Annotated in this window: 19 protein-coding genes and 1 other RNA gene; 12 read left to right on the top strand and 8 right to left on the bottom strand. The window is 61.6% G+C overall.

Going from position 1 to position 21,135, the window contains the following annotated elements:
- Nucleotides 1–34 precede the first annotated feature (34 nt).
- Both IE188_RS08180 and IE188_RS08175 read right to left on the bottom strand, forming a co-directional pair.
- Nucleotides 35–505 (bottom strand): DUF6998 domain-containing protein, encoded by a 471-nt coding sequence (locus IE188_RS08180; RefSeq protein ID WP_191286003.1) that lies wholly within the window; start codon nt 503–505, stop codon nt 35–37.
- Complete coding sequence (locus tag IE188_RS08175; RefSeq protein WP_191286002.1) at nt 505–2,298, bottom strand: DNA polymerase III subunit gamma/tau; 1,794 nt, start codon at nt 2,296–2,298, stop codon at nt 505–507. The genes IE188_RS08180 and IE188_RS08175 overlap by 1 nt, the downstream gene beginning before the upstream one ends.
- A 108-nt stretch (nt 2,299–2,406) precedes the next feature.
- On the opposite strand from IE188_RS08175, the gene IE188_RS08170 reads away from it, so the two are divergent.
- Nucleotides 2,407–2,898: a phosphatase domain-containing putative toxin gene (locus IE188_RS08170; RefSeq protein WP_191286001.1), complete on the top strand. Its 492-nt coding sequence runs from the start codon at nt 2,407–2,409 to the stop codon at nt 2,896–2,898.
- A gap of 91 nt (nt 2,899–2,989) precedes the next feature.
- On the opposite strand, the gene rsgA is transcribed toward IE188_RS08170, so the two are convergent.
- The 3 genes from rsgA to IE188_RS08155 form a co-directional block, all read right to left on the bottom strand.
- Entirely contained in the window at nt 2,990–4,018 is a 1,029-nt protein-coding gene (rsgA, locus tag IE188_RS08165; protein WP_191286000.1) for a ribosome small subunit-dependent GTPase A, read from the bottom strand.
- Between the two features lie 236 nt (nt 4,019–4,254).
- An RNA gene (gene ffs, locus IE188_RS08160) (signal recognition particle sRNA small type) lies at nt 4,255–4,352 on the bottom strand.
- A 37-nt stretch (nt 4,353–4,389) separates the two neighbouring features.
- Complete coding sequence (locus IE188_RS08155; RefSeq protein WP_191285999.1) at nt 4,390–6,300, bottom strand: bifunctional 2',3'-cyclic-nucleotide 2'-phosphodiesterase/3'-nucleotidase; 1,911 nt, start codon at nt 6,298–6,300, stop codon at nt 4,390–4,392.
- 224 nt (nt 6,301–6,524) lie between these two features.
- Here IE188_RS08155 and nudC point away from each other — a divergent pair, with 224 nt between their 5' ends.
- Nucleotides 6,525–7,490, top strand: coding sequence for an NAD(+) diphosphatase (gene nudC, locus IE188_RS08150; RefSeq protein WP_191285998.1), 966 nt, complete (start codon nt 6,525–6,527; stop codon nt 7,488–7,490).
- A gap of 43 nt (nt 7,491–7,533) precedes the next feature.
- A complete protein-coding gene (locus IE188_RS08145; protein WP_191285997.1) occupies nt 7,534–8,013 on the top strand; it encodes an SRPBCC family protein in 480 nt (159 codons plus the stop codon).
- A 30-nt stretch (nt 8,014–8,043) separates the two neighbouring features.
- Here IE188_RS08145 and IE188_RS08140 read toward each other — a convergent pair whose 3' ends face one another.
- Nucleotides 8,044–8,877: a prephenate dehydratase gene (locus IE188_RS08140; protein WP_191285996.1), complete on the bottom strand. Its 834-nt coding sequence runs from the start codon at nt 8,875–8,877 to the stop codon at nt 8,044–8,046.
- Between the two features lie 119 nt (nt 8,878–8,996).
- Between IE188_RS08140 and IE188_RS08135 the strand changes: the two genes are divergently transcribed.
- From IE188_RS08135 to IE188_RS08115, 5 genes are all read left to right on the top strand, one after another.
- Nucleotides 8,997–9,530 (top strand): c-type cytochrome, encoded by a 534-nt coding sequence (locus tag IE188_RS08135; RefSeq protein WP_191285995.1) that lies wholly within the window; start codon nt 8,997–8,999, stop codon nt 9,528–9,530.
- A gap of 166 nt (nt 9,531–9,696) precedes the next feature.
- Complete coding sequence (locus tag IE188_RS08130; protein ID WP_191285994.1) at nt 9,697–11,589, top strand: extracellular solute-binding protein; 1,893 nt, start codon at nt 9,697–9,699, stop codon at nt 11,587–11,589.
- Nucleotides 11,590–11,630: 41 nt separating this feature from the next.
- On the top strand, nt 11,631–12,713 hold the full coding sequence (locus IE188_RS08125; RefSeq protein ID WP_191285993.1) for a microcin C ABC transporter permease YejB: 1,083 nt from the start codon (nt 11,631–11,633) through the stop codon (nt 12,711–12,713).
- A gap of 2 nt (nt 12,714–12,715) precedes the next feature.
- Nucleotides 12,716–13,822, top strand: a complete 1,107-nt coding sequence (locus IE188_RS08120; RefSeq protein WP_191285992.1) for an ABC transporter permease — start codon at nt 12,716–12,718, stop codon at nt 13,820–13,822.
- Nucleotides 13,819–15,426: an ABC transporter ATP-binding protein gene (locus IE188_RS08115; RefSeq protein WP_191285991.1), complete on the top strand. Its 1,608-nt coding sequence runs from the start codon at nt 13,819–13,821 to the stop codon at nt 15,424–15,426. Before IE188_RS08120 ends, IE188_RS08115 begins: the two co-directional genes overlap by 4 nt.
- A 13-nt stretch (nt 15,427–15,439) precedes the next feature.
- Here IE188_RS08115 and IE188_RS08110 read toward each other — a convergent pair whose 3' ends face one another.
- Entirely contained in the window at nt 15,440–17,041 is a 1,602-nt protein-coding gene (locus IE188_RS08110) for a D-alanyl-D-alanine carboxypeptidase family protein (protein WP_191285990.1), read from the bottom strand.
- A gap of 400 nt (nt 17,042–17,441) precedes the next feature.
- Here IE188_RS08110 and clpS point away from each other — a divergent pair, with 400 nt between their 5' ends.
- Genes clpS through IE188_RS08095 form a run of 3 tightly spaced genes read left to right on the top strand, consistent with a single transcriptional unit; the run spans nt 17,442 to nt 19,656 of the window.
- Nucleotides 17,442–17,783: an ATP-dependent Clp protease adapter ClpS gene (gene clpS, locus IE188_RS08105; protein ID WP_407648198.1), complete on the top strand. Its 342-nt coding sequence runs from the start codon at nt 17,442–17,444 to the stop codon at nt 17,781–17,783.
- A gap of 20 nt (nt 17,784–17,803) precedes the next feature.
- Nucleotides 17,804–18,793: a class I SAM-dependent methyltransferase gene (locus IE188_RS08100; RefSeq protein WP_191285989.1), complete on the top strand. Its 990-nt coding sequence runs from the start codon at nt 17,804–17,806 to the stop codon at nt 18,791–18,793.
- Between the two features lie 35 nt (nt 18,794–18,828).
- Nucleotides 18,829–19,656: an SDR family NAD(P)-dependent oxidoreductase gene (locus tag IE188_RS08095; RefSeq protein ID WP_191285988.1), complete on the top strand. Its 828-nt coding sequence runs from the start codon at nt 18,829–18,831 to the stop codon at nt 19,654–19,656.
- Between the two features lie 15 nt (nt 19,657–19,671).
- On the opposite strand, the gene IE188_RS08090 is transcribed toward IE188_RS08095, so the two are convergent.
- Nucleotides 19,672–20,058, bottom strand: coding sequence for a hypothetical protein (locus tag IE188_RS08090; RefSeq protein ID WP_191285987.1), 387 nt, complete (start codon nt 20,056–20,058; stop codon nt 19,672–19,674).
- A gap of 127 nt (nt 20,059–20,185) precedes the next feature.
- Here IE188_RS08090 and hemF point away from each other — a divergent pair, with 127 nt between their 5' ends.
- Nucleotides 20,186–21,076, top strand: coding sequence for an oxygen-dependent coproporphyrinogen oxidase (gene hemF / locus IE188_RS08085; protein ID WP_191285986.1), 891 nt, complete (start codon nt 20,186–20,188; stop codon nt 21,074–21,076).
- The last annotated feature ends 59 nt before the right edge of the window (nt 21,077–21,135 follow it).

Raw genomic sequence — 21,135 nt, 5'->3', positions numbered from 1 at the left:
TGGTTCCGTCTTAGATACGGTCCGCAGGTGGGGCTTACAAGGCGCGGCTGGACCAGACAAGCTCCGCGATCGACTTGAACTGCGAAACCCCCATAGACCGGCGTTGGTTGCGCGCCTTGGACCCAGGCGCATCAAGCCGCTCGACGACATCTTCGCGAGAGGCTTCCCAGATCTCAAAGACATCATAGTTTCCATGCATTAGCACAAGCTGGACGGCGTCAAACTCCTGATCCGCGATTATTTTCGACACCCTGCCCCAGGACGTCCCGTCCTTCTTCCAGCGTCCCTTGATCTGGATTTTCTCTTTTCTGTCTTTTCTTGTGCGATACGCGTCGAAACCGGCGGTGCGCGCCGCGGCAAGATCCAGACCAAGCAAACTTGCTGCTTCCATTTCGGCGATCTCGCCCGTGACACCCAGCGGCTTGCCGGTCAGGTGATAATACTCAACGGCAAGGGATTTGACCTCTTCCAGTATCGCAATCTCGGAACGTGTCGGTGTCTGCATTATTCGTCTTCGAACGGATCCCATTCATCCTCGACCTCGGGCAACGCCTCGGCTGCGGCCACATCCGCGATGTCGTCGGCGGTGCGAATCTCGGTGATCCGTGCCTTCGGAAACTGCGCGATCACCGCCTGTACCAGCGGGTGCGCTGCGGCTTCCTCTTCCAGCGCGCGCTTTTCACCATCCCGGGTTTCTGTGATGGTCGCAGCCTCGCACCCGTTGACCAGCGTCACGCCCCAGCGCACCCCGGTCCAAACCTGCAACCGCTGGGCCAGGCGGGCGGCCAGATCGGATCGCGCGTCTTCGCTTGGCGTGAACTCAATCCGCCCCGGCGCATAGGCCGCCAGACGCACACCGCCTTCCACCTCGACCAACAACTGCACGTCGCGGTTGGCCCGGATCAACTCGATCACATCCTCAAACCTTGCATACCGCGCCAAGGCGTTTTCGGGCTGCTGCGACACGGCCAAAGCGGTCGCGCCTGATCCGGACGACCCCGCACCCGTCCCTCCCGGACTGCCCGACAACCGGGGGGCAGCAGAGCCCTGCCCCATCGGCGCCCCGTCGCCTGACGGCGCAGGCGCACCACCCGACGGCCCCGCCGGCGGTACAGGCTGATCCTTCAGCTTGCGCACCAGTTCTTCCGGCGTCGGCAGATCGGCCACATGAGTCAGCCGAATGATCGCCATTTCGGCCGCCATCATCGCGTTGGGCGCGGCAGAGACCTCTTCGATCGCTTTCAGAAGCATCTGCCACATCCGCGACAGAACCCGCATCGGCAAGGCGTCGGCCATGGTCTGGCCCCGACGTCGTTCGTCCAGGGATATGGTGGGATCTTCCACCGCCTCAGGGGTAATCTTGATCACGCTGACCCAATGCGACACCTCGGCCAGATCACGCAGGACGGCCATCGGGTCGGCCCCGTCGGCATATTGCCCGCCAAGTTCGACCAGCGCACCCGCTGCATCCCCCTTCACGATGAAATGCATCAGGTCCAGAACCCGGCCCCGATCCGCCAGACCCAGCATGGCGCGCACCTGATCGGCGGTGGTTTCTCCGGCGCCATGGCTGATCGCCTGATCCAGCAGAGACTGCGCATCGCGCGCCGACCCTTCAGCCGCCCGCGTGATCAGGGCCAGCGCATCATCGGCAATGGCCGCCCCCTCGGCATCGGCAATCCGGCGCAACATGGCCAGCATGTCCTCGGGCTCGATCCGGCGCAGGTCAAACCGCTGACACCGGCTCAGCACCGTCACCGGTACCTTGCGGATTTCGGTCGTGGCAAAGATGAATTTCACATGCGCGGGGGGTTCTTCCAGCGTCTTCAGAAGCGCGTTGAACGCGTTCTTCGACAGCATGTGAACCTCGTCGATGATATAGATCTTGTACCGCGCCGACGCAGCCCGGTAATGCACGCTGTCGATGATTTCGCGGATATCATCGACCCCCGTGCGCGAGGCGGCATCCATCTCCATCACGTCGACATGGCGCCCTTCGGCAATCGCCACGCAATGTTCGCACTGGCCGCAAGGCTCGACCGTCGGGCCACCCTGCCCGTCCGGCCCAACACAGTTCATCCCCTTGGCGATGATCCGGGCCGTGGTCGTCTTGCCCACGCCACGAATGCCCGTCATCACGAAAGCCTGGGCGATCCGGTCCGCCTCGAACGCGTTTTTCAGCGTGCGCACCATTGCCTCTTGCCCAACAAGATCGGCGAAGGTTTCAGGGCGGTATTTGCGGGCCAGAACCTGATAGGGCTTTGCCTTTGGCGTATCTGAGGAAGCTGCGTCTGACATGTGACCCTTCGGTGCCGGATTCGGTTCCGGGCCAGATTAGGCCGGGCATCACACGGCGTCCACCGAACTCTGATTTGATCGACCCTGCCCACATGATAAACGCAAACTATGCCGAACAATTTCACCATCTCAGACCTCGCCCTGGGACACGGGCATCTGGGCATTTGTCCACTTCCAGGGCGCTGGGGCAGCTATTCAGAAGACCTTGGGGTGATCCGGGACTGGCACCCATCGCTCGTCCTGTCCCTGACCACTGCTGCAGAAATGGCTGCATATGGCGCATCCAGCCTGCCGGCTGATCTGACCAAGGCCAGCATCACGTGGCACCACCTGCCGATCCCCGATTTCGGCACCCCGAAGGCGAAAACCCGCGAGTCATGGACCAATGCCTCACGCCTCGCTCATGCCAGCCTGGCCTCGGGCGGCAAAGTGCTGGCCCATTGCAAGGGCGGATGCGGACGATCAGGCATGATCCTTCTGCGCCTGATGGTCGAACATGGCGAACCACCGGACACCGCCCTGTCACGCCTGCGCCGCACGCGCCCCTGCGCCGTCGAAACGGACGCGCAAATGATCTGGGCCACCCGGCCAGGGCGCTGATCCTACCAATATCCGGCTTCTTCTGGCCAAAAATATCCTGGGGTGAATGCGCGCACGCGCAGAGGGGCAAGGCCCCTCTGCCCAAGACCCGCTACCGCCCCTTGCGTTTGCCAGACCCTTTCACAACGCCTTTCACCATTTTCGAGAATTTCCGTTCCCGCGCCCGGCTTTCCGCGATGGTCTCGGTGTTCTTGGCCTCGCCTGCCCGCAGCTTTCGCCAGCGTTGCAATCGCTCCGGATCCAACTCTCCATCCTCGATGGCCGCGCGCACGGCGCATCCCGGCTCGGTGTCATGGGCACAATCCGAGAATCTGCACCGGGCTTCCAATTCGGCCAGGTCATCGAACACACTGTCGATCCCTTCACGCGTATCCAGCAGGCGCAAGGCGCGCATCCCCGGCATGTCGATGATCCAGCCGCCGTTCCGCATGGGATGCATACTGCGCGCGGTGGTCACGTGCCGGCCCTTGGCGTCGTCTTCGCGGATGCCACCGGTGGCAGCATCCCCGCCGGTCAACGCGTTGGTCAGCGTGGTTTTCCCTACACCGGATGACCCGATGAAGGCCGCAGTCTGCGGCGGTTTGCACCAGGCCGCGACGGCCTCGGCGGCTGACGCCTCACGGGCATTCACCGTCAGGATGGTCAGCATCGGGTCCAGCGCCTGTGCCTCGGCCTCGAACGCGCGGGCATCGTCGCACAGATCGGCCTTGGTCAGGACCAATACCGGATAGCACCCGGCCTCATGTGCCAGTGCCAGAAACCGTTCGATCCGGGCAATGTTGAAATCCTCGTTGCACGAGGTCACGATGAATAACGTGTCGACATTCGACGCGATCAACTGCGTCTGTGCATCGGTCCCTGCCGCGCGCCGTTGCAGCAGAGATTTCCGCTCCAGCACCTGCTGGATCCGCATTTCTGGGTCAACCATCACCCAGTCTCCCACCGCCAGCTCTCCTGCCGCCAGTCTGGGCGAGGTCAGCGTCGCCTCGCCCGTCTCACCCAGTGCGGTCATGCGGCTGCGGTGAATTTCGGTGATCCGGTAAGGGGTCAGCTCCGGCGCGGCCTCGCGCTGGGTCTGAAAGAAGGACGACCATCCAAGGTCCGTCAATTGATATGTCATTGGTTTGCCTGTTTCAGCATGGCGTTTCACCCCGCGCGCAAAAGCGGCTTGGGATGTGCGTGCTCAGGCAGAAAGGGGATATACCCGCTTAGCAAATTCCTGCCCGAAGGGGGGTGGCGGCAATCATGATATCCCTCCGTTCGTTGACCAGCATCTTCCGCGGGCCTTTTGGCTGCACCGGCTCGGCAAAACTTCGTTTCGCCTGTCGGTGTTTCAATTGCTTAGCAATTGAAACTGGGTGAGAGGCTGAACACGACCCAAGCGGGGCTCGTTGTGGCTGCTTCCTTCCGGACCTGACCAGATTGGCGAGGCGCCTGCCCGCGCCAACCTCTCGCCTCCCATATATGAGGCCACCTTGACCGATGCAAGCCTCAGAGTTCCATCTCGTAATGTGCAAAGCCACGTTCATCGTGGGTTTGCACATTACGGATCGGCAACCACGGGAATCGCCCGGTTACATGGCGGGCATCGGGCGACGTCTTGAACCGGATGCTGGCGCCCGCAACCTCGGAGAACCGCCAGATCGGATCCTGCGCAGTCCGGACCAGCCCGACCCGCTGAACATGTGCCTTCAGGACATCCCGGATCGGCAAGGGTGGCATGGCCACGCGGCGATCTTCCGGTGCTTCGGGAAATCCGCCACCACCGCAGGCACGGAAATCACTGGTGGCCAGCAAAAACTCATCGTTGTCGCGCACCCTGCGTCCCTGGTGGCGCAGATCGACGATCCGACCGCCGCTCAGCCCCAAGGGTGCCCCCTCCGGCGTGAAGCGCGCCGGTTGGCGCAGGTCGATCCGATAGGTCAGCCCTAGGACGCTTTCCAGCAGATAGCCGGGTGTTCCGTCATCTTTCAGCCACACGGCCCGTTCCCCCGGCAACACCTGGTTGAACAGGCTGGCCGACCGCTCCAGCCAATGCCGCAGATACGCGCCGGTCGCCCGGACCAGCATCAGTTCGTTCGGAAACACATAAAGGTCGGACAAGCTTCGTAGGGTCATCTGCCCCGCGCGCACGCGCGAGTAATATTGCGGCCCCGCCAGCCCGCCGGATTTGAAGGGCGCACTGGACGCCAGAACGGGCAGATCGCTGCCCAGCCTGTCGGCTTGCACCTGTCGCGCGCAGGCCAGCATCGCCTCTTGCACAAGCCGTGTGGCGCAATCGCCGCCGACAAGCGCGAAATAATTGTCCAGATCCGTGGTGCAGCGGGCAATCGGGGTGCGCATATGGTTCAACGTGCTTTCATGCAGGTGCTGAACCCAGTTTGGAAACGGCCGCACTGTGCCAGACACGGTGTCAGCGCCCTCTGCCCCCGCAACCTTGCGCAACGCGGCGTGTCCCGCGGCCACTGTCCAACCACGGACATCCCGCGTCAGATCAAGGTCGATCACTCCAAGATGCGACCCCCAGAATCCCGGCACGATGGTCGGCACATGGTTCAACCGGTCGCACAGCCCATCTGGCCGCAAATCTGGCGCATCGGGGTCCGGAAACACCTGATGGGAATGCCCCCCGACGATGGCGTCGATCCCGGCAACACGCGACAGGGGGCGCAAGGCGTTCTCCATCCCGTCGCGATGAACGTCATCTCCCAGCCCGGAATGCGCCAGCGCCACGATGATATCCGCCCCCCGCGCTTTCAGATAAGGCACGAAACAGCGCGCGGTCTGGATGATGTCACGGGTTTGCGGCGCGGTTCCCGAGTTATGGCCAAGTTTCAACGAACCGGGTGGCAGGAACCCAATCACACCGATGCGGATATCACGCATGACGCCATCTGCGTCGGAAATCCTGCGATTCAGCAGGGCGAAGGGCGGGACCAGCGTGGCATCCTGCAAGGGCGTTGCGGCCCGGCGCAGGATGGTATTGGCCGAGACAATGGGAAACCCGGCCTGTTCGATGGCATCGAACAGCACCGCCACACCCCGGTCAAAATCATGGTTGCCCAAGGTCGCCGCATCATATCCAAGATGATCCATCGCCGCGATCATCGGATGCACCACGGGGGCATCTGCCCCGCTCGCGGCGCGATATTGCTCGACCACCAGATCGCCCATTGCCGTGCCGTGCAGAAAATCCCCGTTGTCCAACAGAATGGTGTTCGGTTCTTCCGCCCGCGCCTGTGCAATCAGATCTGCGGTGTTGGTCAGACCCCAGCCCTCCACGGGTCGGTCTGCCAGATAGTCATAGGGCAGAATGTGCATGTGCAGGTCCGTGGTTGCGAGAATACGCAACCGGGCGCGCACCGGAACGACCCGTTCGACGCACTGTTCGACACGCGTCAATGCCAATGTTCCTTTTGCCTGCTCAAGTTCGGCCCTTCTGGATTCTCGCTTCAAGCATTGAAAAACATTCTTGGGTGTTTTGAAAGATGCTTTACGCAACTTTAACGTGTTTTTCTTCCTGCAGGCGAAACCGCTTGGTCGGATCGCCCTGTTTTGCCCATGTCATATGCGACTACCTCCTGCTAGCTTGTCCGAAACGCAACGGGACCGCATCAGAGGTGAGCATGAAAATCGCCGAACAAGTGACCTTCGGCACCGGGCGTCTGGACCGCGCCACCGAGCTGCGCAATGACGCCGCAGAGCTTGCGCGGATGGCCCGCAACGCGCGTATCCTGCCGCTCTGGCGCGGCAAGCCGCTGATCGACCAGGGACCGGATCACAGGTTTGCGCTGGCCTTCCTGACCTTGGATCACCCGATACTGGCGGCACGCCAGAAGGGGCTGGTCTTTCTGGGTCGCGATCCGCAGGGCCCGCTGTTCGCGCTGGATGTCTCGGACTGGGAGGCCGAGGGCGACGCCCTCGATCCCACCGTTTTTTTCGATCAGACCTGGCAGCGGTTTCCAGACACCGCCGACACAAGCGGATTTGGCGAATTGCGCGGCGTCATGGCACACCTGACCCCGCTTGAGGCCGAGATCGCCGCCACCGCCCGCAGCATCCTGGAATGGCACCGCATTCATGGATTCTGCGCCAATTGCGGGGCGAAAAGCACACCCGTGCAAGCAGGCTGGCAACGCGATTGCCCGGACTGCGCGCGTCCCCATTTTCCGCGCACCGATCCGGTTGTCATCATGCTGATTACCCATGGCAACGCCGTCCTGATCGGGCGCAACGCCTTGTGGCCCCGGGGAATGTTCTCGCTTCTGGCCGGGTTCATGGAGCCGGGCGAGACAATCGAAGCCGCCACCCGCCGCGAGGTCTTTGAAGAAACCGGCGTGCGTGTCGGTGCGGTCGACTATCTGGCCTCGCAGCCCTGGCCCTATCCGTCATCGCTGATGATCGGCACGCGGGGGCTGGCCACCACCACGCAGATTTCGATCGACCCTGACGAGTTGGAACAGGCACGCTGGGTCACGCGCGAGGATATGCTTGAGGTGTTCGCCGGCCAAAACCCTGATATGTTGCCGGCCAGAAAAGGCTCCATAGCCCATTTTCTGCTGACAAACTGGCTTGCAGACCGGTTGGATTAGGACCAAAACCGATGCAGGATCGCCCGAAACCAATGAGACCCGCATGAAGTTCAAGACCCGCGAAGACATCGAGGCCACGTTGGAGCAGGTGTTCGAAGCCGTGTCGGATTTCGACAGTATGGAACGTGCCGCCCTGCGCCGCGGGGCCGAGGTGACGCGCACCGACACCCTGACGGCGCCGGGGCAGGGCATGACCTGGCACGCCTCGTTTCCGTATCGCAACCGGACCCGAACGGCGGATATGCTGCTGAAAACCTATGAGGCACCGCACCAGATCGAGCTGTTCTCGAAAATCTCGGGGATCGAGGCCACGGTCGAGGTCGAACTCTTGTCGCTGTCACGCAACCGCACCCGTATGATCATGAGCATCGACATGCGCCCCAGAACCATTCCGGCGCGACTGCTGTTGCAATCCATGAAACTGGCACGTGCCACGCTGGTAAAACGCTATCGCAAACGGGTGGCGAAATACGCCATGTCGATCGAAAACCGGTACCGGACCACTGCCCACCCTATTCGCTGACCCGCCACCCGGGGTCAGTCAGGCGCGAGGTCAGTCCCGGGCCGGATCGCGGGGATAGACGCCCAGAATGTCCAGCGACGAGGTGAAATAGGCCAGTTCCTCCAGCGCAAGCTGCACCGGGTGGTCGTCCGGGTGGCCCTCGATATCAGCATAAAAGCGTGTGGCGGTGAAGGATCCGTCCACCATATAGCTTTCCAGCTTGGTCATGTTCACGCCATTCGTCGCAAACCCGCCCATCGCCTTGTAAAGCGCCGCGGGGATGTTGCGCACTTCGAACACAAAGGTTGTCATCATGCCATGGTCGCCACGCCGCCTGTGATCAGCTTCACGCCCCATGATGACGAAGCGTGTCGTGTTGTGGCCATGGTCTTCCACATCTTCGGCCAGCACATCCAGCCCGTAGATTTCGGCAGCCAGGGCCGAGGCAAGAACGCCCTCGCCTTCAGCCTTTGTCCGGGCGAGCTTCGCCGCCGCCCCCGCGCTGTCAGCCGCAGAAACACCGCGTATGCCGTGGCTTTTCAGGAACGCCGCCGATTGTGGGATCAGCACCAAATGGGCGCGCACGGTCTTGATGTCGTCCACCTTCGCCCCGGGCAAACCAAGCAAGCTGATCCGCACGCGCACGAAAGCCTCGTCCAGGATGTGCAACCCGCTTTCGGGCAGCAGGCGGTGAATGTCGGCAACCCGGCCATAGGTGGTGTTTTCAATCGGCAGCATCGCCTGATCGGCTGTCCCGCCGCGCACCGCTGCGATCACCTCTTCAAAGGATTCGCAGGGCATCGGGTCCATGTCGGGGCGGGCGGCCAGGCAGGCCTCGTGCGAATAAGCGCCGGGTTCCCCCTGAAAGGCGATACGGCTGGTCATTTCGCGGCCCCCTTCTGCCGGTTAGCGTTAAAGTGCAACACATCGCGCCTCATATCGCTTGAAACATGGCAATGGAAGCGGCTAGAAGGCTTTTGACTTTGGATGAGACGGAACGCGACATGTTCGACACAATGACAATGACGAAAGCCGGGGCCGCTGTAATCGGTGCCCTCCTGTTCTTTTTGCTGGGCTCCTGGGCGGCAGACAGTCTGTATTCGACCGAGGCCGGTGGCCACGGTGGCGAAGACGGTCACACCGAGACCGGTTATATGATCGCAACCGAAACGGATGGCGATGCAGCCGAGGAAGAAGAAGAGGCCGTGCCCTTTGCCGACCTGCTGGCCGCTGCGGATCCTGCCAAGGGTGAAAAGGTCTGGGGCAAATGCCGCGCCTGTCACAAGCTGGAAGATGGCGCCAACGGCACCGGACCGCACCTGTACGGCATCGTTGATCGTCAGATCGCGAATGTCGCCGACTTCAACTATTCCGACGCTTTGGCCGGTCTTGACGGAAGCTGGACGGCTGACGAGTTGAACGAATGGCTGGCCAACCCGAAAGCCTATGCACCGGGCAACAAGATGACCTATGCCGGTTTGAAGAAAGAAGAAGATCGCGCAAATCTGATCGCATATCTGCAAACTATTGGCGGCTAACCGCTGAAGTACATGTGTTTCTGGGCCGCCCGGAACCGGGGCGGCCCTTTTTCTTTGTACGGCGTCACAGATTTCGCCCGATCACCAAATCGCGCCTTGCAGTTTATCGGGCACCCCCTTTAGCTTATTCAAAACGATTTTCGTCGATCCGCTGAAGGAGATCCCGATGAAGCCAGCCCGGCCCCGCACCATCGCCACTGTTTTCCCAACCCGCAGGCAGGCTTTGCAAGGCGCCCTTTCCGGGCTGGTGCTTCTGTTTCTGCCGTTAGGTGCCGGGGCCGAAACGACCATCAAATCACATGCCTATTCCTATTTCGGAACGCCGAAATACGGCCCGGATTTCACGCATCTTGACTATGTGAACCCCGATGCGCCGAAGGGCGGCGAGATCATCATTGCCTCGGAAAGCGGCACCTTTGACAGCTTCAACCCCTATGCCCGCAAGGGGGTTCCGGGGGCGCTCGCGTCCAGCAACGTCGAACGGCTGATGACCGGCACCGCGGACGAGATTGGAACCGTCTATGGCCTGCTCGCCGAAAGCCTGGAATACCCGGAAGATCAAAGCTGGGTGATCTTTACCCTGCGCCCCGAAGCGCGCTTTGCCGATGGCAGCCCCGTGACGGCGGAGGATGTGGTCTTTACCCACAACCTGTTCATGGAACAGGGGCTGATCAGCTTCCGCGAAGGGGTCAGCCGGATCATCTCGGGCGTTGAGGCGCTGGATGCGCAGCGTGTCAAGTTCACCTTCAATCCGGACTCGTCCGTTCGTGACCGTATCGGGCAGGCCGGGTCAACCCCGGTAATGTCGAAAGCATGGTTCGAGGAATCCGGCGCGCGGTTGGATGAAAGCCGCCTGGAACAGGCGATGGCCACCGGCCCCTATGCGCTGGACAGCTATCAGATCAATCAGCGCATCGTCTACAAGCGCAACCCCGATTACTGGGGGGCGGACCTGCCGATCAACAAGGGGCGCTGGAACTTTGATACGATCCGGGTCGAATATTTCGCCGACAGCAACGCGGCGATGGAGGGGTTTTCATCCGGCAGCTATACATTCCGCGTCGAAAACAGCTCGAAGGAATGGGCCACGTCTTATGATTTCCCGGCGGTCAAGAACGGCCATGTGATAAAGGCCGAGCTGGACGACGGCAACCAGGCCTCGGGTCAGGGCTTCGTCTTCAACCTGCGCCGCGAGAAATTTCAGGACATTCGCGTGCGCCAGGCCATCGGGTTGATGTTCAACTTCACCTGGTCGAACGAGGCGCTGTTCTATGGCCTATACGAGCGGGTAAACAGCTTTGCCGAAAACTCCTATCTCGAAGCGACGGGACTGCCATCGCCAGAAGAACTGGCCTTGCTGGACCCCTTGGCCGACAAATTGCCAGACGGTGCGTTGGGCGAAGCCATCATGGCCCCCACATCCGGCAACAAGCAGTTTGACCGGCGCAACGCCCGCGAAGCCTCGCGCCTGCTGGAGGACGCAGGCTGGACTGTCGGCAATGACGGCATGCGCCGAAACGCGGCAGGCAATACGCTGAAAGTCGAGTTTCTGACCTTCTCGCCCACTTTCGACCGGGTGATTACGCCTTACGTGGAAAACCTGCGCAAGATCGGGGTTGATGCAGTGTTGAACCGGGTGGATACCTCGCAGTTCGTCGATCGTCGCTATGCGTTCGATTACGACATCATCACCGACCAACTGGCCTTCGGCAATGAACCCGGCAGCAATCTGGCGCAGGCTTTCGGCTCCGAGGATGCGGCTGTTTCCGTCTTCAACTCCCCCGGGGTGGCGGATCCGGCAGTGGATGCGTTGATCGAGGTCATTCGCAACGCCGACACCAAGGAAGAACTGGTCACCGCGACCAAAGCGCTGGACCGGGTGATGCGCGCGATGCGGATCGTTGTGCCGCAGTGGTACAAGAACAAGCACACGGTCGCCTATTATGACCAGTTCGAACATCCAGACCCTATGCCACCCTACGATCTGGGCTATCTGGACTTTTGGTGGTTTAACGCAGAAAAAGCAGAAAAACTGAAGGCAGACGGCGTGCTGCGCTAGGCCGCGCACGACCACGGCACGAATAAGAGAGCGAGACCCAAATGGGCGCATATATTCTGCGCAGGCTTCTTCTGATCATCCCGACCCTTTTCGGGATCATGGTGATCAACTTCACGCTGACCCAATTTGTCCCCGGTGGCCCCATCGAACAGATCATCGCCCAGATGGAGGGCGAAGGCGACGTGTTTGCCACCATCGCAGGCGGCGGTGCGGATGCAGGCGCAGGTGGCGGCGGGGATGAACGCTATCTGGGCGCGCGGGGTTTGCCGCCGGAATTCATTGCCGAACTGGAAAAGGAATTCGGCTTCGACAAACCCCCGGTCGAACGCTTCTTTTCAATGCTGTGGAACTATGTGCGGTTCGATTTCGGGGAAAGTTATTTCCGGTCCATCGGCGTCTTTGAACTGGTCGCGGAAAAGCTGCCCGTTTCGATCACGCTGGGTCTGTGGTCGACAGTCATCGCCTATATCATCTCGATCCCGCTTGGCGTGCGCAAAGCGGTGCGGGATGGGTCGAAGTTTGATACGTGGACCTCGGGTGTGATCATCGTGGCCTATGCCATCCCCGGTTTCCTGTTCGCCATCCTTCTGCTGGTGGTCTTTGCGGGCGGGTCATACCTGCAATGGTTCCCGCTGCGTGGCCTGACCTCGGACAACTGGCACGAGCTGAGCCTTTGGGGCAAGATCGTCGATTATTTCTGGCACATCACGCTGCCGGTGCTCGCATCGACCATCGCAAGTTTCGCAACCCTGACGCTGCTGACCAAGAACAGCTTTCTGGACGAGATCAAGAAGCAATACGTGGTCACCGCCCGCGCCAAGGGCCTGACCGAACACCGTGTTCTGTATGGTCACGTCTTCCGCAACGCGATGTTGATCGTAATCGCGGGCTTCCCGGCGGTGTTCCTTGGCGTCTTTTTCGGCGGCTCGGTCATTATCGAAACGCTGTTCTCGCTGGACGGGCTGGGCCGGTTGGGATTCGAGGCCGCGTTGCAGCGCGACTACCCCGTCATTTTCGGCACGCTGTTCGTCTTTGGCCTGATCGGCCTTCTGGTCGGCATCCTGTCGGACCTCATGTATGTCTTCGTCGATCCGCGCATCGACTTTGAAGGGCGCGAGGTCTGATCATGGCGCTGTCCCCCCTCAACCAACGACGCTGGCGCAATTTCCGCCGAAATGGCCGCGCGTTCTGGTCGCTGATCCTGTTCTGCATCCTGTTTGGCCTGTCGCTTCTGGCCGAGTTCCTTGCCAACGACAAGCCCATCCTCGTCAGCTATCAGGGCGAGCTTTATGCCCCGATTTTCAAATTCTACCCCGAAACCACGTTCGGTGGCGATTTCAGGACGGAAGCCAATTATGATGACATCGAGGTGCAATGCCTGATCAAATCTGGCGGGCTGGAAGATTGCTGGGACGACCCCGAGGACGTGATCGCGCAGGCCGAAACGGGCATCGTGAACGGGGTCGAGATCGACAAGGGCTGGCTGCTCTGGCCCCCGATCCCCTACAGCTATACCACCATCGTGGACACGGGCGGCGCGGTGCCATCGCCGCCCACAAGCCAGAACATCCTGGGCACAGATGACACGTCGCGCGATGTGGCGGCACGGGTGATCTATGGTTTCCGGCTGTCGGTTTTCTTCACCATCATCGTCACCGTCCTGACCTCGATCATCGGCATAGCGGCGGGCGCAATCCAAGGCTATTTCGGCGGCTGGGTGGACCTTGTTTTTCAGCGCATCCTTGAGATCTGGAGCTCGACCCCATCGCTTTACGTGATCATCATCCTGTTCGCGATCCTGGGGCGAAGTTTCTGGCTGCTGGTCTTTGTGACCGTGCTGTTCGGATGGCCCGCTTTGGTGGGCGTCGTCCGCGCCGAGTTCCTGCGCGCGCGCAACTTCGAATATGTCCGCGCCGCCCGCGCTTTGGGTGTCGCCAACCGCGTCATCATGTTCCGCCACGTGCTGCCCAACGCCATGGTCGCCACGCTGACCATGCTGCCCTTCATCATCACCGGCACGATCTCGACCCTGGCCACACTGGATTTTCTGGGGTTCGGCCTGCCCTCGTCGGCCCCGTCTCTGGGCGAGTTGACCCGGCAGGCCAAGGCCAATCTGCAAGCGCCGTGGCTGGGCTTCACCGCCTTCCTGACCTTCTCAATCCTGCTGTCGCTGCTTGTCTTCATCTTCGAAGGCGTGCGCGACGCGTTTGACCCGCGAAAGACCTTTCAATGAGCGTTCTGAACGTCAAAGACCTGCATGTAGGCTTCCGTCAGGACGGAGAGCTTCACCCCGCCGTGCGTGGTGTCAGCTTCCAGGTCAACAAAGGCGAAACCGTCGCCATCGTGGGCGAAAGCGGCTCCGGCAAATCCGTCACCGCCCTGTCGACCGTGTCGCTTCTGCCCGACAGCGCGCAGATCAGCGGGTCGATCACCTATGACGGGCGCGAGATGATCGGCGCCTCGCCCGCGACCCTGCGCGACGTGCGCGGCAACGATATCAGCTTCATCTTTCAGGAGCCGATGACATCGCTGAACCCGCTGCACACGATCGAAAAACAACTGACCGAGTCGATTGAACTGCATCAGGGCTTGAGAGGCGACGCGGTGCGCGCGCGGATTCTGGAGCTGCTGAACAAGGTCGGTATTCGTGATGCCGAAACGCGGCTGGCGCATTATCCACACCAGTTATCCGGCGGGCAACGCCAACGCGTGATGATCGCCATGGCGTTGGCAAACGGGCCGGAGCTTTTGATTGCGGACGAACCGACCACGGCGCTGGACGTGACCATTCAGGCGCAGATCCTCGACCTTCTGGCGGACCTCAAGGAAAGCGAGGGGATGAGCCTTTTGTTCATCACTCACGACCTTGGTATCGTGCGCAAGATCGCGGATCGGGTCTGCGTGATGAAGGACGGCGTGATTGTCGAGGAAGGTCCAACCGCCGAGTTGTTTGCCAATCCGCGCCATGACTACACCCGTACCCTGATCAACGCCGAGGCACAGGGCCGCCCCGACCCCGTCCCAGCGGACGCGCTCGAGATTGCCCACACCAAGGATTTGCGCATTTGGTTCCCGATCCAACGCGGCCTTCTGCGGCGCACGGTGGGGCATGTGAAGGCGGTCAACGCCGCCAGCTTCTCGGTCCGCGCGGGGGAAACCGTGGGGATTGTGGGCGAAAGCGGATCTGGCAAGACCACGCTGGCGCTGGCGGTCATGCGGCTGATCAGCTCGGACGGGCCAGTGGTGTTTCTGGGCGAGGATATACAGGGCCGCAAGTCACGCCAGTTGCAGCCCCTGCGCCGTGACATGCAGATCGTGTTTCAAGACCCCTATGGCTCGCTCTCCCCACGCATGACAGCGGAAGAAATCATCGCCGAGGGCCTGTCCGTCCATGGGCTTGAACCGGGTCGCGACCGGCGCGAGATGGTGTCCGAGATCATGCGCGAAGTCGGGTTGGACCCCGCCACCATGGACCGTTACCCGCACGAGTTTTCCGGCGGGCAACGTCAACGTATCGCGATTGCACGGGCGATGATCCTGCGCCCGAAACTGGTGGTACTGGACGAACCGACTTCGGCGCTGGACATGACCGTGCAGGTGCAGATCGTGGACTTGCTGCGCGAGCTGCAGAAGAAGCACGGGCTGGCCTATCTGTTCATCTCGCACGACCTGCGCGTGGTGCGTGCGCTGTCGCACAAGGTTCTGGTGATGCGTGCGGGCGACGTCGTGGAAAGCGGACCGGCGGACCAGATCTTTGACAATCCACAAACCGATTACACTCGCGCCCTGATGGCGGCGGCCTTCGACATCAAGGCCGTAGAAGGCGTTTCAGAGTAACCAAGGCGCCGGTTCAGGACGGCCCAAGCACTTTGCAGCGCGTGTTGCGGGCGTTCAAGCGACGGCAAGCCAGATCGGCCTGTGCTTCGGTCATTCCGACGAAATTCGCGTGCCAGCCGTTCGAGCGGCGCACAACCTTGCGCAGCGCCTCGTCCAGCGTGTCGATCTCTTTCAACGCGGTTTTCAACAGCGTCCGTTCCGCCTGATAGCGTGACCCAAGCACCCCGACATTGATCGCCCAGTGACGCCCGCCCGAGGTCGACATGCGCGTCACCACTTCGGGTTCGGCGGGTGATTCGGCCTGCGGCTGAAGCGAAGTCAGCACGATGGCTTCGGGGCGCGCTGGCGGGGCGGATACGGTCACGGGGGCTGCCACGGCAACCGGCGCTGCACTGGCCGGTGCGGCGGTCCCGGTGAAAAGTGGCTGCGCCTTGGGCATGGCGGGGCGCGCTGGTGCGGCCGAAGCGACGATCTCGGCCAAAGGCTCTTCAGCATCGATCGCAGTTTCGGTCACCGGAGGCGCAGCGGGTGCAGGTGCCGGTGCGGCTTCGGCCACAACGACCGGTTCGGGCTCGGCAATGGCCGTCACGACCGCATCCTTGATGCTTTCGGTCAGCGCCGCAAGCTGGGCCTGCGCGGCCGGATCCTGCGTGACAGGGCGCGGGGTCGGGCGCGGGCTGACCTTGACCGCCGTGATCAGGCGGATGGTCTTGCCGGCGCCGCCGGGCGCGTCCAGATCCGTGTCCATGGCGGCATAGACCGGAAGCGCGGGCTTGCGCACCGGGGCCCGGCTGGGCGCGCGGCGGAAGCCAAGGTCCATCAGCTCGGCCACCTTCGCATTGCGCGTCGCGGTCGATCGACCCCCGAACACGGTTGTGATGATCCGCTCGGACCCGCGTTCGGCCGAGGCGACAAGGTTGAACCCGGCTGCGCGGGTATATCCCGTCTTGATCCCGTCCGCCCCCTTATAGCTGCTCAGGAAACGGCGATTGGTGTTCGACACCGCCTTCATTCCAGCATCCGTGGTGATGCGTGAAAACAGGTTGTAGTATTGCGGGTGGTCATAAAACAGATGCCGGCCCAGCGTGGTCATGTCACGCGCGGTGGAAAGGTGCCCGTTTTCAGTCAGGCCATGGGCGTTCTTGAAATGCGTCCGCGTCATGCCCAGCGCCTTTGCGGTCCGGTTCATGCGCCGGGCAAAGGCCGCTTCCGAGCCGGAAATCGCGATGCCGATGGCGGTGGCGGCGTCATTTGCGGATTTCACGGCCGCGGCCCGGATCAGGTATCGGAACTTGATCTTCTGGCCCTTGCGCAGACCCAGTTTTGACGGCGGCTCGGCGGCGGCCTTGCCGGTGATCGTCACCACTGTATCAGGTGAAATCTCGCCGCGTTTGATGGCCTCGAACGCGATGTAAAGCGTCATCATCTTGGTCAGGGATGCCGGGTGAAGCTGCGTGTCGGCGTTGCGCGAATGAAGCACCTCACCGGTGCGGGCATCAATCACCATCGCCGCATAGGGCGCGGCATGCGCCTGTTTCGGCACAACCTGAACGGTACAGAGAATTACTGCAAGAACCAGCCCAAAACGGGCCCACTGCCACGGACGTAAATGCACGTCGTCCACCTTTTCTGCCTCAATCGCCTGGATCTTTGCGTCCGGCTGATTTGTTTTTTTCAGCGTAACACGAAGATTGCGCGCGAGAAAACACCTTATTTTCAATGCGCTAATTCGTGACCTGCGGGACACGGGCGGAATATGTTGTGGCGGCGCGCGATCCTAGGCCTATATCTTGGTTCCTACCCGCCCTTTTCGGGTCGAGACCTGGGAAAATTTTGGGAACACCAGTCTCAACCCCCGGCCCGTTTTGCCGTTTGAAACCAAGTGTTGAGACTTTGCGATCCATTTTGTATGTGGCTTACCCAAGACCCCGCGCCTTGCCCCTTTTCTTTGGCGGCAGCGACAATATATTCTGAGTGCATAGCGGCCCAATCACATCTATCGGAGCAATGCCAACATGGCCAAACAGCCCTTCATCATGTCACAAGGCGACGGTGCCGATGACGGAGATGCAGGCCTTGCGGTGGTCACGAAGCCGAAGACCAGGCGGCCACCGATGTACAAGGTTCTGATTTTGAACGACGACTTCACCCCGATGGAATTCGTTGTCATGGTGCTTGAACGCTTTTTCGGAATGAACCACGCGCAGGCATTCGAGCTTATGCTGACCGTGCACAAGAAGGGGCTGGCAGTGGTCGGTGTCTTCTCGCACGAAGTGGCCGAAACCAAGGTCACGCAGGTGATGCATCTGGCGCGTGAACACCAGCACCCGCTGCAATGCACCATGGAAAAGGAGTAGCCGCGCCAGCGGCCCCCGCCATGCTTCACACTCGACTGTCCCTTGCCCTGCGCGATGGCGCCTTATCATTTCCGCAGCACGGGCGTCTGTTGGTGATCGGTCCCAGTGCACAGCATGATCTGTCCGCGCTGCCCAAGGATCGCGTGACCATCTATTGCCGGCTCTTCCCCGATCATGCCCGCTGGACGGCACGCGGGTTTGACACCGTGTCCGCCCTGCCCGATCACGGATATGCCGCCGCACTGGTTTGCGCCCCACGGTCCAAATCGCAGGCACAGGCGTGGGTGGCTGCAGCCACAACGGCGACCGGAGGCGGGCTGGTGTTGCTGGACGGACAAAAGACCGACGGCATTGACAGCCTGCTGAAAGCGATCAGGAAAAAAGCAAACCTGCTTGGCACGCTGTCAAAGGCGCATGGCAAGCTGATCTGGTTTGACACCGCCGATGTATCCGACTGGAGTGCGGCCGACACGCGGCTTGAAGACGGGTTCATCACCCGCCCTGGCGTCTTTTCTGCCGACGGCATCGACAAGGGATCGGCTGTTCTGGCCGCCGCCATGCCTGATGACATCACCGGTCGGGTGGCCGATCTGGGCGCGGGCTGGGGATATCTGTCACACCACATTCTGTTGCGGCCCGGTGTCACTGCGCTGGACCTGATCGAAGCGGACCTTGTCGCTCTGGACTGCGCCCGGCTGAACCTGGACGACCCCCGCGCCCAATTCATCTGGGTGGATGCGACACAGTATCGCCCGGCACAGCCCTATGACGTTGTGATCTCGAACCCGCCGTTTCACACCGGGCGCACGGGCGATCCCGAGCTTGGGCGCGCTTTTATTCGCGCCGCCGCTGCGATGTTGACCCCGTCAGGGCGGTTCGTGATGGTCGCCAACCGCCATTTGCCATACGAGGATACGTTGACGGAACAGTTCGGCACCGTCGAAGACCTGGGCGGCACGCCCGGGTTCAAGCTGCTCAGCGGCATTAAGCCCCGTCGCACACGACGCTAGGATCAGCTAGGCTCACCGGGAATCAGGAGGCACGCATGTCCTTTTCCATCGCTGGCAAGACCGCCATCATCACAGGTGCCGCCAATGGTGTCGGCCTGTCCATCGCCCGCCATTTCGTCGACAACGGTGCCAATGTCATTTGCGCCGATATGGACGAAGCGCGGCTTCTGGATGAATGGGGTCCGAATCCCGACAGTGACGCCGACGAACCGTCCAACACGCGCATCTTCGCAGGCGACCTGCGCGAAAAGCTGACCATCGCGAACCTGCTGTCGGCCACGATCGATGCGTTCGAACGGGTCGACATATTGGTCAACGCCTCGCGGCAGGTGATGCTGACCGATCCATTGGATGCCGACAACAAGGCGGTGCAAATCCTGCTGGATCAGAACCTGATGACCAGCCTGCGGCTCAGCCAGCTGGTCGCCAAACGGATGATCCAGCAGGGCGAGGACCTTGACGATGACGATCAAAGCACACCGTTGGGTGCCATTGTGAACCTGTCCTCGATCGCGGCCAGCCGCACCCAGCCGGGGCTGATGGCCTATTCGATCGCCAGCGCGGCGCTGGATCAGATGACCCGCTCTTTGGCGGTTGCACTGGCCGCGCACCGCATTCGCGTGAACGCGGTCGCCTTCGGTTCCGTGATGAGCGCCAGCCTGCGCGACACGATCCGCGAGGCCGGTGAAACCCGCGAGGACATTCTGGAAGGCACACCTCTGGGCCGGATTGCATCCGCCAAAGAAGTGGCCGAAGCCGTGCAGTTCCTGTCATCGGAAGGGGCCGGGTTCATGACCGGGCACATCCTGACCGTCGATGGCGGGCGCAGCTTGCTGGACGCGGTGGGCAACCCGGCCCACTGACCCTGGCTTACGTGCTTACGTGGCACAGGCGGCCAGAGCCGCCTTGCGCGCCGTCAACCTGTCCAGCTCTTTTTGCATGGCCTGATGCTCCTGATAGCTCGGAAGGGTTGATTTTGGCCTGGGCGTCGGCAGGCAGACCGCGACCAGCGGCACGACCCCCGTGCACAGCTTCAGCGGGTTGGCGACCCGGACGACCGTGTTGCTGGTGCGATACCCGCGCGCTGCCTGTTTTTCCAAAATGGCAATCTTCTGGTCGATCCGCTGGTATTCCCTTGCAGCATTGGCGGAACACCCTTTCTGTGCCGCCTTCACTGGCGGCGGTGCTTCGGTCGCGCGCGGTGTTGTTGACTGGCACGCTGCGACGATCAGCAGGGTGGCGGCAGCAATGGGCAACGGGCGCATGGATCCTCCGGGCTTGCGGCAGGGGGCGGGATGGTGCCAATCATACAAAAAACGCGCCTTTGCGGCAGGGGGAAATACTGATAGCCCCTGCCCAAAAGGACGACCACCACAGCGAAAGGCCCGTGACATGACCGACACAATGGCAGATCAGAAATCCCGCGCGAGCACATGGTTTCGCGATCTGCGCGACCAGATCGTTGCCGCCTTTGAAGGGCTTGAGGATACGCAAACCACCGGCCCCTTCGCCACCCAACCCGCCGGACGGTTCGAAGTCAGCGAAACGACCCGCCGTTCTGATGACGGCACGGATGCCGGTGGCGGGCTGATGAGCGTGATGCGCGGCGGGCGTGTCTTTGAAAAGGTTGGCGTCAACATCTCGACGGTGCACGGCACCCTGGGTAAATCCGCACAAAACGCCATGGCCGCCCGCGGCGTACCGGGGATCGAGGATGATCCGCGTTTCTGGGCCTCGGGCATCAGCCTTGTGGCGCATATGCAAAACCCGCACACGCCGGCGGTGCACATGAACACCCGCATGTTCTGGACCCCGAACGCCTGGTGGTTCGGCGGCGGTGCCGACCTAAACCCTTGCATCGAGTATGCCGAAGACACGGCGCATTTCCACAGCCAGCTTGACGCCGCCTGCCAGCGCCATGACCTGAGCTATTACGACAAATTCAAGGCTTGGGCTGACGAATACTTTTTCGTGCCACACCGGGGACGGGCACGCGGGGTGGGTGGCATTTTCTATGACGACCTGAACACTGGCGACTGGGAAGCCGATTTCGCCTTCACCCAGGATGTGGGCCGCGCCTTCCTGCCCGCCTTCGTGCCGGTCACCGAAAAACGCTGCGACACGCCCTGGACGGATGCGGACAAGGACAAGCAGTTGATCCACCGCGGGCTCTATGCGGAATACAACCTTGTCTATGATCGCGGCACCAAGTTTGGCCTGGCCACCGGCCATGACGCCAATGCGGTCCTGATGAGCCTTCCGCCGATGGCCAAATGGGTCTGATCCGCGACCGCCGCGCATCTCTTGCCTTGTCGTGGAGTTAAGGGCAACCTGTTGGGAAC

It is taken from the genome of Aliiroseovarius zhejiangensis (genome assembly GCF_014656375.1).
GTDB lineage: Bacteria > Pseudomonadota > Alphaproteobacteria > Rhodobacterales > Rhodobacteraceae > Aliiroseovarius > Aliiroseovarius zhejiangensis.
The sequence above is the reverse complement of the archived record's forward strand: the minus strand, read 5'-3'. Positions and strand labels throughout refer to the sequence as shown.